The organism is Segeticoccus rhizosphaerae (assembly GCF_009192725.1).
In the GTDB taxonomy this organism is placed as follows: Bacteria; Actinomycetota; Actinomycetes; order Actinomycetales; family Dermatophilaceae; genus Segeticoccus; species Segeticoccus rhizosphaerae.
On record NZ_VOHR01000140.1, the window covers coordinates 1 to 9,216 of the forward strand.

Consider the following 9,216-nt stretch of genomic DNA (forward strand, 5'->3'; position numbering starts at 1 on the left):
CGCCGGACGGATCTGCCGCGCTGCGGGCGGACCGGTCTGCCCGTCGTCGGCCGTCACCGCACCGGCCGTCGGGCTGCGCCCGCTCGCGCGTACTCGCCCTCGGCCACTTCGACGACGTGCTCCCACGACTGGGCCGGGGGCACGGTCTCGTTGTGCCGGGTCAGGCGCTCCCGGAGGTCGTCGTCGACCGCCAGCCTGGCGATGCAGCCGGCCATCGCCTCGTCACCGTCGGCGAGCAGCCCGCTGACGCCGTCCTGCACGAACTCCTCCACGCCGCTGCCGTGCCGCGCGACCACCGGCAGACCTGCCGTGCGCGCCTCCAGCGTCGCGATGCCGAACGACTCGAGGACTGTCGGGGCGAGATACAGGTGCGACCCGGCATACGTCGCCCTGAGCTCCTCGCGACTCACCCGGCCGGGCATCCGCACCCAGGCGGACATGTCGTGACCGGCGACGTAGCGCTCGAGGCGCGCGCGGTCCGGTCCCTCCCCCAGCAGGTCCAAGGACAGGGAGGTGCGCGCCGGCACGAGCTCACGCACACGGGTCATGATGCGCAACAGCGGCATCGGGCGCTTCCGGGTGGCCAGGCGCATCGCGGAGACCATCCGTATGCCGTCCGCCCGACCGCGCCGCGAAGCGTCACCGGCCGGTGCCCACTCGGCGACGTCGATGCCGTTGGGCAGCACGGCCACCTCGCCGGCGTCCCCGACCATGCGCTGCAGCGGCTCGGCGGCCATCGCCGAGACCGCGCTCATGGCCACGCCACGGGCCGCCCAGCGGCGGACGTATCCGGCGAGGCGGAAGAAGGTCTCGGTGCGCGCCAGCACACAGTGCCAGGTCATCGCGGTGGGGACGCCCGCGGCCAGCGCCACCCGGGCGCTGTCGAACGCAAACGGGCTGACCACCCCGGTGTGCACGTGCGCGACGTCGAATCCACCCTCCCGCAGGCGGCGCCGCAGCTCGGGCGGCGCGAGCGGGTTCACCGGCAGGTCGAAGGGCAGCCGCAGCGCCATCCGGTGCACCGCCACGCCGTCGACCTCGTCCACGAAGCCACCACGCTCACCCTGCGGCCCCGGCGTCGCGGTGAAGACCTCGACGTCGTGCCCACGTCCCTGCAGACGACGCGCCAGGTCGTGCACCTGCACCTCGATCCCGCCGAGACGGGGCAGGTAGCAGTCGGACAGCAGGGCGATCTTCACCCGCCCAGCCTCGCATGAGAGAGGATGAACGCCGATGGCCTACACCCTGCTCGCCTTCCACGCCCACCCCGACGACGAGGCGCTCCTGACCTCGGGGACGATGGCGCGCGCCGCCGCCGAGGGGCACCGGGTCATCTGCGTGGTGGCCACCGACGGCGACCTCGGGCTCGCGTCCGGGCAGTTCCGCGACGACGGCCGGCTCGGCGAGCGGCGGATGGCCGAGTTGCGCGAGAGCGGGCGTGCCCTCGGCGTGAGCCGGATCGAGCACCTCGGCTACGCCGACTCGGGGATGGGTCCGGAGACCGACCCCGACCCACCCGGCCGGGTGCGGTTCATCCGCGCGGATGTCGACGAGGCCGCGGGGCGCCTCGCGGACATCCTGCGCGAGGAGTCGGTCGACGTGCTGCTCACCTACGACGCCAACGGCGGCTACGGCCACCGCGACCACGTGAAGGTGCACGAGGTCGGCGGGCGGGCGGCCGAGCTGGCGGGGACGCCCCGGGTGCTGCAGGCCACCGTGCCGCGCGACACGATCTGCCGGGGCATCGCGCTGGCGAGCAAGATCTACCGGTTCCCGCCGGAGTTCGACCCGACCTCCTTCGAGCGCGCCTTCAGCCCGCGCTCGGCGATCACCCACCGGATCAGTGTGTGGCGCCAGGCGGGTGCCAAGCGGGCGTCCATGCGCGCGCACGCCTCGCAGGCGACCGTCGACGGCGAGGCGGACCGCACCCTGGCCGCCTTCCTGCGCATCCCCCGGCCGCTCTACGACATGGTGTTCGGGCGCGAGTGGTACGTCGATCCCGCAGCCGACCCCGGCGCCCAGGTCGCCCGCGACGTCTTCGCGGGGCTGCCGTGAGCCCTGCCACGGAAGTCCCACCACGGCACGGCCACCGTGTCCGTGGCCGCCAGGTGCTGCAGGGCCTCGTCGGGCTGGCCCTGGCTGTCACCCTGCTGGGGTGGGGGCTGCCCTACTTCTCGGGGACCTCCTGGGGCGACATCGTGCACACGATGGAGCAGGTCGGCTGGGGCACTGCCGGCTGGCTCTTCGCCCTGATGGTGCTGGGTCTCTGGCTCTACACGTTCACCCTCACCGGCTCCCTGCCGGGATTGACGCACGCCAAGGCGCTCACCGTGAACGTGGCCGGCTCAGCGGTCGGCAACCTGCTGCCCGGAGGCGGCGCGGCGGGGGTGGCGGTGACCTACGCCATGTGCCGGTCGTGGGGATTCAGCCGGCGAGACATCTCCACCTCGATCATCGTCAGCGGTGTCTGGAACGTCATGGCACGGGTCGCGCTGCCGGTTCTCGGCGTCCTGGTCCTGGTGCTCGGCAGCAGCCCCATGCCGCGCGCCGTCTCGCAGGGCGGGGTCGTCGGGGCCATCGGCGCGCTGCTGCTGCTCGGCGTCTTCATCGCGATCATCGCCTCCGAGCGGGCGGCCACCAGGATCGGTCACTTCCTCAGCCGGCTGCTGCGCCCGATCTCCAGCCGGATCCGCCGCGGCCCCACGCTGACCATCGACGAACTCATCCACGACCTGCGCGCCCGCATCACTGCGGTGGTCGGGTCCGGCTGGCTGCCCATGACGACGGGGGTCGTGGGCTTCTTCGGCGTCTACTGCGTGCTCTTTTGGGGCTGCCTGTCGTCGGTCGGGGTGCACATGCCCTTCGCGGAGCTGTTCGCGGCGTATGCCGTGGGCCGGCTGCTCACCGCCGTCGGCGTCACGCCGGGTGGCGTCGGCGTGACCGAGACGGGCACTGTCGCCGTCGTCATCGCCTGGGGCGCAGATCCGACGGCGGCAGCAGCGGGAGTGGTGCTCTTCTCGATCTACACCCACCTGCTCGAGATCCCGCTCGGCGCCCTGGGCGGCCTGGCCTGGTCGCTCGCCCGTCGCCCCGCCCCGAGACTCGCCGACACGAGGCTCACCGACTCGAGACTCCCCGGAGTCGCTGGCTCCCCGGCAACCTCGGAGAGGGAGCAGGCGGCGCGGTCAGCGGAGTAGCCGGCGGATCTGCCGGGTGCGCGCCTGATCGGCCACGTTGTCGTCGATCTCGCCTGGCTCGAAAGACGCGCCGGTCTGCTCCACGGCCATCCTGATCAGCGCGTCCGCGAGCGCCGGGTTCGCCGGCAGGATCGGCCCGTGCAGGTAGGAACCGATGACGTTGGCGGTGGCCGCGCCCTCGGTGCGGTCGGTGCCGTTGTTGCCCGAACCGTGCTTGACGTTGCCGAAGGGATCCTGCCCGGCCGCCAGCACGGTCGAACCGGAGTGGTTCTCGTAGCCCACGACGTCGCCGTATGCCGTGTCGAGGACCACCGGACCGATCATCCGCTTGGCGTTCCCCTGCGTGGTCACGTCGAGGATGCCCAGACCGGGCAGGCGCCGGCCGTCCACCGTGATGAAGGCCCTGCCGAACAGCTGGTACATGCCGCAGATCATCAGCATCGGCACGCCACGGTCGACCAGCACGCGCAGCCGGTCGGCGTTGCGTGACAGGTCGTCCTCGACCCGTGCCTGTCCCGAGTCCTGCCCACCGCCCCCGACGAGCAGGTGCGCGTCGTCCGGCAGCTCCGAGCCCGGGTGGTGAGGGTGGACGACCGGCTCGTAGCCGTGCCACCTCAGCCGCGAGGCCAGGCACCGGGTGTTGCCCAGGTCGCCGTAGATGCTCATCTCGCGCGGGTAGAGGTGGACCAGGTTGATGCGCCCCTTGGCTCCGCTCATGCCATCGTCTCCGCTCGCATCCACGGTCGCGCTCCTCGGCGCTCCGGGCCTCGCTCGTACCTCGCTCGTGTCCTCACGCCGTCGTCTCCGCTCGCATCCACGGTCGCGCTCCTCGGCGCTCCGGGCCTCGCTCGTACCTCGCTCGTGTCCTCACGCCGTCGTCTCCGCTCCGAACTCAGGGAGGTCGTACCGCTCTGCCAGGTCGCGGCGCAATCGCATCATCGCGGTGTAGGTGCAGAAGATCCGCTTGGGCTCGTCGCGGTAGACCGTGAGGAACCGGGAGAGCGCCTCCCCCAGGTCGGGCTCGATCTCGTCGACCACGACGTCGTCGTAGCGCAGCCGCAGGGCCATGTCGTAGGCGCGCACGCCGCTCGCCATCGCCACGCCGCGCTCGCGCAGCGAGTCGAAGCCCACGTCATACAGCCAGGAGACGTCGCGGCCGTCCGCGTAGTTGTCGTTGATCGCGATCATCGAGGCGACCGGTGTCGAGCCGTAGGTGCCGAGCGCGACGGTGAAGCCGGCGGGATTCTTCACGAGCACCAGCTCGAGCGGTCGGCCGTCGGCATCGATGACCTCACCGCGCCCGAAGGGCGGACGAACCTGCCGCAACGCCTCGACGACCGACGCCTCGTCGAAGCCCTCACCCAGCAGCATCCGGGCCATGGAGGTCGCCGCCGTCGCGTTGATCATCGCCGCGAGCCCGCGCTGCTGCAGCGCCAGCGGCCCGACGGAGCGGTCCCCGAAGACGACCTCGAAGGACCGTTCGTCCGACGGTTTGAGCAGTCCGTCATCCGAGGTCGGCTCGGGGGCGGTCGCGGCGTCCTCGAACCGCACGTCCGCCTCCTGCAGCTCGGGCAGCCGGCCGGCGACCGAGGGGTCCACACCGAAGTAGCACACGTCCACCCCGTCCGCCAGCTGTTGGCGGATCCGGGAGATGAACGAGTCGTCCAGGTTGAGCACCACCCCACGTGTGGTCTGCTCCGCGAGCCGGGCCAGCAGCTCGGCCGTCTGGTCGATCTCGGCGAAACGGTCGAGCTGGTCGCGGGCGACGTTGAGCAGCAGCGAGTGGGTCGGCGCCACCGTCGCGGCGAACTTCAGCGCGTGCGCCTCGTCGAGCTCGAGGACCGCGATGTCGGCGTCAACCTGTCCCCCCAGCCGGATCTGCCCGAGCATGGAGGAGATGACGCCGCGGGTGAAGTTGCTGCCCGTCGGGTTGCTGAAGACCCGCAGGCCGTGCTGGCGCAGGATCGCGACCAGCATCTTGGTGGTGGTCGTCTTGCCGTTGGTTCCAGTCACCACGACGATGCCGCGAGGAAGGTCGGACAGGGCGTGCGCGAGGAAGCGCGGGTCGATCCGTTCGACGACCAGACCGGGCAGCGCCGACCCCCCGCCCTTGAGCCGTGCGGCCACCCGGGCCGCCTTGCCGGCCACCACGGCCACGGTTGTCCTCAGCACCCGGTCACTCCCACTCGATGGTGCCCGGCGGCTTGCTGGTGATGTCCAGCGTGACTCGGTTGACCTCGGCGACCTCGTTGGTGATCCGGTTCGAGACCTTGGCGAGCAGGTCGTAGGGCAACCGGCTCCAGTCGGCGGTCATCGCGTCCTCCGAGCTGACCGGGCGCAGCACGACCGGGTGGCCGTAGGTGCGCCCGTCGCCCTGCACCCCTACCGAGCGGATGTCGGCGAGCAGCACCACCGGACACTGCCAGATCTCGCGGTCCAGCCCCGCCTCCGAGAGTTCCTCGCGCACGATCGCGTCGGCGGCCCGCAGCACCGCGAGCCGCTCGGCAGTCACCTCACCGATGATGCGGATGCCCAGCCCGGGGCCCGGGAAGGGCTGGCGCCAGACGATCCCCTCCGGGACGCCGAGCTCGAGCCCCACCTGACGGACCTCGTCCTTGAACAGGGTGCGCAGCGGCTCGATGAGCGAGAACTGCAGGTCCTCGGGCAGGCCGCCGACGTTGTGGTGGCTCTTGATGTTCGCTGCGCCGGTGCCGCCGCCGGACTCGACGACGTCGGGGTAGAGCGTGCCCTGCACGAGGTACTCGACCGGATGGCCCTCCGCGTCGGCGGAGCCGGCCACGTCACGAGCCGCCTGCTCGAAGACCCGGATGAACTCGCGCCCGATGATCTTGCGCTTCTCCTCGGGGTCGCTGACCCCGGCCAGCGCCGAGAGGAACCGCTCCCGGGCGTCCACCACCACCAGGTCCACGCCCGTCGCCGCCACGAACTCCTGCTCGACCTGCTTGGCCTCTCCCTGCCGAAGCAGGCCGTGGTCGACGAAGACGCAGGTCAGCTGGTCGCCGATCGCCTTCTGCACCAGCGCGGCCGCGACCGAGGAGTCGACCCCGCCGGACAGTGCGCACAGGACGCGTGCCTCACCGACCTGCTCGCGAATTCGCGCCACCTGCTCGTCGACGACGTTCTCCGGCGTCCACGTCGGCTCGAGACCGGCGCCCCGCACGAGGAAGTTCTCGATCACCCGCTGCCCGAAGGTCGAGTGCATCACCTCGGGGTGCCACTGCACGCCGTAGCGATGCGCCTCGTCATCCTCGAAGGCCGCGACCTCAGCGCCGAGGGTCGTCGCGGTGACGGCCATGCCCTCCGGGGCCTTCGTCACGGCGTCGCCGTGCGACATCCAGACCGACTGCTCGGGCGTCTGGCCGTTGAACAACGTGGACTCGGTGTCCTTGACCTCGGCGACGGTCGAGCCATACTCGCGCCGCCCGGTCTTTGCCACGGTGCCACCGAGCGCCTGCGCCATCGCCTGGAAGCCGTAGCAGATGCCGAGCACCGGCACGCCGGCCTCGAGCAGGGCGGGGTCGAGACCCGGCGCGTCCGACGCGTAGACCGATGACGGGCCGCCCGAGAGGATCAGAGCACCGGGCTTGCGCGCCAGCAGCTCCTCGACCGGCGTGGTGTGCGGCACGACCTCGGAGTAGATCGAGGCCTCACGCACCCGGCGCGCGATCAGCTGGGCATACTGCGCGCCGAAGTCGACGACGAGGACGGGGCGATCCTGCAGGGCATTCGTCACGGGGAGAGGTTACCCGGCGAGCTGGGGCTCTACCTCCTGCGCCACCTGGTGCTCCTGCCAGAACGCGAGGAACGGCACGCAGCAGATCAGCACGATGGCGACCATCCGGCCGAAACCCCAACCCACCTTGAAGCCGAGGTTGACCACCGAGACGGCAAAGACCAGGAAGATGAAGCCGTGGATCGGGCTCCACCAGGACAGCGCCTGGTTGTCCAGGCCGTACTGGAGGATCATCTCGGTGATCAGGACGAACATCGCGAGTCCCGCGAGGATCGCCATCACCTTGAAGAACCCGAGTGCCTTGCGCGTCGCCTGGGTGTCCCGGACGACACCGGACGCGGATCGTTCCGCCTGCTCAGACATGTGCTTCCTTCGTCGTGCGTTCTCGGGCGGGTGAAGTGCCCGTCCGGCGGTCCTCGTTCCAGTCGTCCCGCACCATGCGCCACCACATGTAGGCGGCGAACCCGGCGAAGACCCACCACTGGAGAGCGTATGCCGCGTTGCGCCAGCTCAGTCCGTGGGTCTGGATCTCGGGGGGCGGGATCGGCTTGATGCCGGCGGTCGTGGCGTTCGGCTGCTCGCCCGTCTTGAAGACGAACGCGTTGTAGAGCGAGCCCTTCCACTGGTTGAGCAGCACGCCGAGGTCGATCGTGCCGACCTGTCCGGCCGGCAGCGTCCCGCTGGTGCTGGGCGACTCCCCGGGCGCCAGGGTTCCCGTGACCTTCACGGTGCCGCTCGTCGTGGGAGGCGTGGCCCGCGCGGGATCGGTCACGAAGCCCCGGACCACGACGAGCCGCGCGCCGGTGGCCTCGACCACCAGGGGCGTGATCACCCAGTAGCCGGAGACGCCGTCGAGACGGCGGTCGGCGACGAGCAGCTGGTGCGCCGCGTCATACCGGCCGGTGGCACTGACGGGGCGACCCGAGCCGTTCTCGGGGAACTGCTGGTGCGGTCGGATGACCTGTGAGACGGGCGCGACCGGCAGCTTGGTCGCGGCCTCGGCGGCCTCCGACTTGCCCTTGTCGCGGGCGACGTTGAGCTGCCACAAGCCGAGCCAGGTGAAGCTGACCAGGACCACCAGCAGGAACGCCAAGAGTCCCAGCCAACGGGGTTTGAGGACGGTGCGCAGCACCCCCTCAGGCTACGTGACGTCCTTGTCGTCGAAGACCAGGATGCTGCCGCCGTAGCAGGCCACCCAGACCGTCTGCGTCGTCGGCTCGTAGGTGATGCCGATGGGGTGGGCGTCGGTGGTCACCGTCTGCAACACCTTCATGTCCTCGGTGCGGATCTTGGACATCGAGCCGACGTCGTAGTTGACGACGTACAGCGCGGTGCCGTCCGGCGAGATCGCCATGCTGCGCGGGTCCTGGCCCACGTCCGCCTCGTCCACGATCGTGCCGGTGTGCGCATCGATCTTGCTGATGATGTGGGTGGCGCTCACGGCATAGAGGTACTTGCCGTCGGGGGACACGTCCAGGTGGCGCATCCGGTCTCCCGGAGACACGAAGACGGGCGCCTGCTCCGGCGGGTCGGTCAGGTCCACCTTGTAGACGTGGTCGGTCCACATCGCGGTGACGAACGCGGTCCTGCCGTCGGGGGCGACCGCGATCCCGCGCGGCATCGGGCCGATCTTGACCGTGTCGACGACCTTCGCCTTCGCCCGGTCGATGATGCTGAGCGTGTAGTCGCACCAGTTGGTGACCAGGACGGTCTTCTGGTCGGGGGTGATCGCGACGTACTTCGGCACCGCCCCGACCTTGATCGCCTGGTCGACCTTCATCGTCTTCGTGTCGACGCGGTAGAGGTAGCTGGCGTCGAAGCCGTCGGACGGCTTGCACACGTCGACACCGTGCGGGCCGAACCCGACGCCGTACATCGAGTAGTTCGACACGTAGGCGTAGCGGCCGTCCTTGGTGAACGCCGCCTCGACCGGCGCGCCCCTGGAGGTGCCCGGGTGCCCCTTCACGCCCAGCGAGGAGAGGTCGACCGAGTCCGGGATCGTCGCCTCGAGCTTGCGGGTGGACGCGTCATACATCGTCATCGTGTGGCTGTACATCATGTTGTTGGCGATGACCAGGCCGTGGCCGTTGGCGACCACCGACTTCGGCGTGATCGCCCCGGTGATCCTGTCGACCTGGGTGAGCCTCGTGGTCGCGGAGGGGTGCTCCGGCGGTTTCGTCTCCTGCGACGGCGTGGCGGTCGGCTGCTGCGACGGCGTGCTGTCCGGCGCGTCACTCGCGGCGGCCTGCGCCGCGGTGCCGCCGG

Annotated in this window: 9 protein-coding genes; 2 read left to right on the top strand and 7 right to left on the bottom strand. The window is 70.7% G+C overall.

Features of this window, described 5'->3' with window-relative positions; genetic code table 11:
* Positions 1–53: 53 nt before the first annotated feature.
* The gene (locus FRW57_RS12195) at positions 54–1,199 is read right to left on the bottom strand and encodes a glycosyltransferase family 4 protein (protein WP_137119825.1); all 1,146 of its coding nucleotides are present in this window, start codon (positions 1,197–1,199) and stop codon (positions 54–56) included.
* Between the two features lie 34 nt (positions 1,200–1,233).
* Here FRW57_RS12195 and FRW57_RS12200 point away from each other — a divergent pair, with 34 nt between their 5' ends.
* Positions 1,234–2,055 carry a PIG-L family deacetylase gene (locus tag FRW57_RS12200; RefSeq protein WP_137119826.1) on the top strand — a complete coding sequence of 274 codons (822 nt, stop codon included), beginning with the start codon at positions 1,234–1,236 and terminating at the stop codon, positions 2,053–2,055.
* Positions 2,052–3,197 (top strand): lysylphosphatidylglycerol synthase transmembrane domain-containing protein, encoded by a 1,146-nt coding sequence (locus tag FRW57_RS12205; RefSeq protein ID WP_238384452.1) that lies wholly within the window; start codon positions 2,052–2,054, stop codon positions 3,195–3,197. The genes FRW57_RS12200 and FRW57_RS12205 overlap by 4 nt, the downstream gene beginning before the upstream one ends.
* On the opposite strand, the gene FRW57_RS12210 is transcribed toward FRW57_RS12205, so the two are convergent.
* The 6 genes from FRW57_RS12210 to FRW57_RS12235 all read right to left on the bottom strand — a co-directional run.
* Positions 3,186–3,914: a type 1 glutamine amidotransferase gene (locus FRW57_RS12210; RefSeq protein ID WP_137119827.1), complete on the bottom strand. Its 729-nt coding sequence runs from the start codon at positions 3,912–3,914 to the stop codon at positions 3,186–3,188. The genes FRW57_RS12205 and FRW57_RS12210 overlap by 12 nt on opposite strands.
* A gap of 150 nt (positions 3,915–4,064) precedes the next feature.
* A complete protein-coding gene (locus tag FRW57_RS12215; protein WP_137119828.1) occupies positions 4,065–5,369 on the bottom strand; it encodes a Mur ligase family protein in 1,305 nt (434 codons plus the stop codon).
* 4 nt (positions 5,370–5,373) lie between these two features.
* Entirely contained in the window at positions 5,374–6,951 is a 1,578-nt protein-coding gene (guaA, locus tag FRW57_RS12220; protein ID WP_137119829.1) for a glutamine-hydrolyzing GMP synthase, read from the bottom strand.
* Positions 6,952–6,960: 9 nt separating this feature from the next.
* Complete coding sequence (locus tag FRW57_RS12225) at positions 6,961–7,314, bottom strand: DUF3817 domain-containing protein (protein WP_137119830.1); 354 nt, start codon at positions 7,312–7,314, stop codon at positions 6,961–6,963.
* Positions 7,307–8,083 (bottom strand): SURF1 family protein, encoded by a 777-nt coding sequence (locus FRW57_RS12230; RefSeq protein WP_137119831.1) that lies wholly within the window; start codon positions 8,081–8,083, stop codon positions 7,307–7,309. The genes FRW57_RS12225 and FRW57_RS12230 overlap by 8 nt, the downstream gene beginning before the upstream one ends.
* Positions 8,084–8,092: 9 nt before the next feature.
* On the bottom strand, positions 8,093–9,216 hold a 1,124-nt coding region (locus FRW57_RS12235; protein WP_152186096.1), incomplete at its 5' end, for a cytochrome D1 domain-containing protein.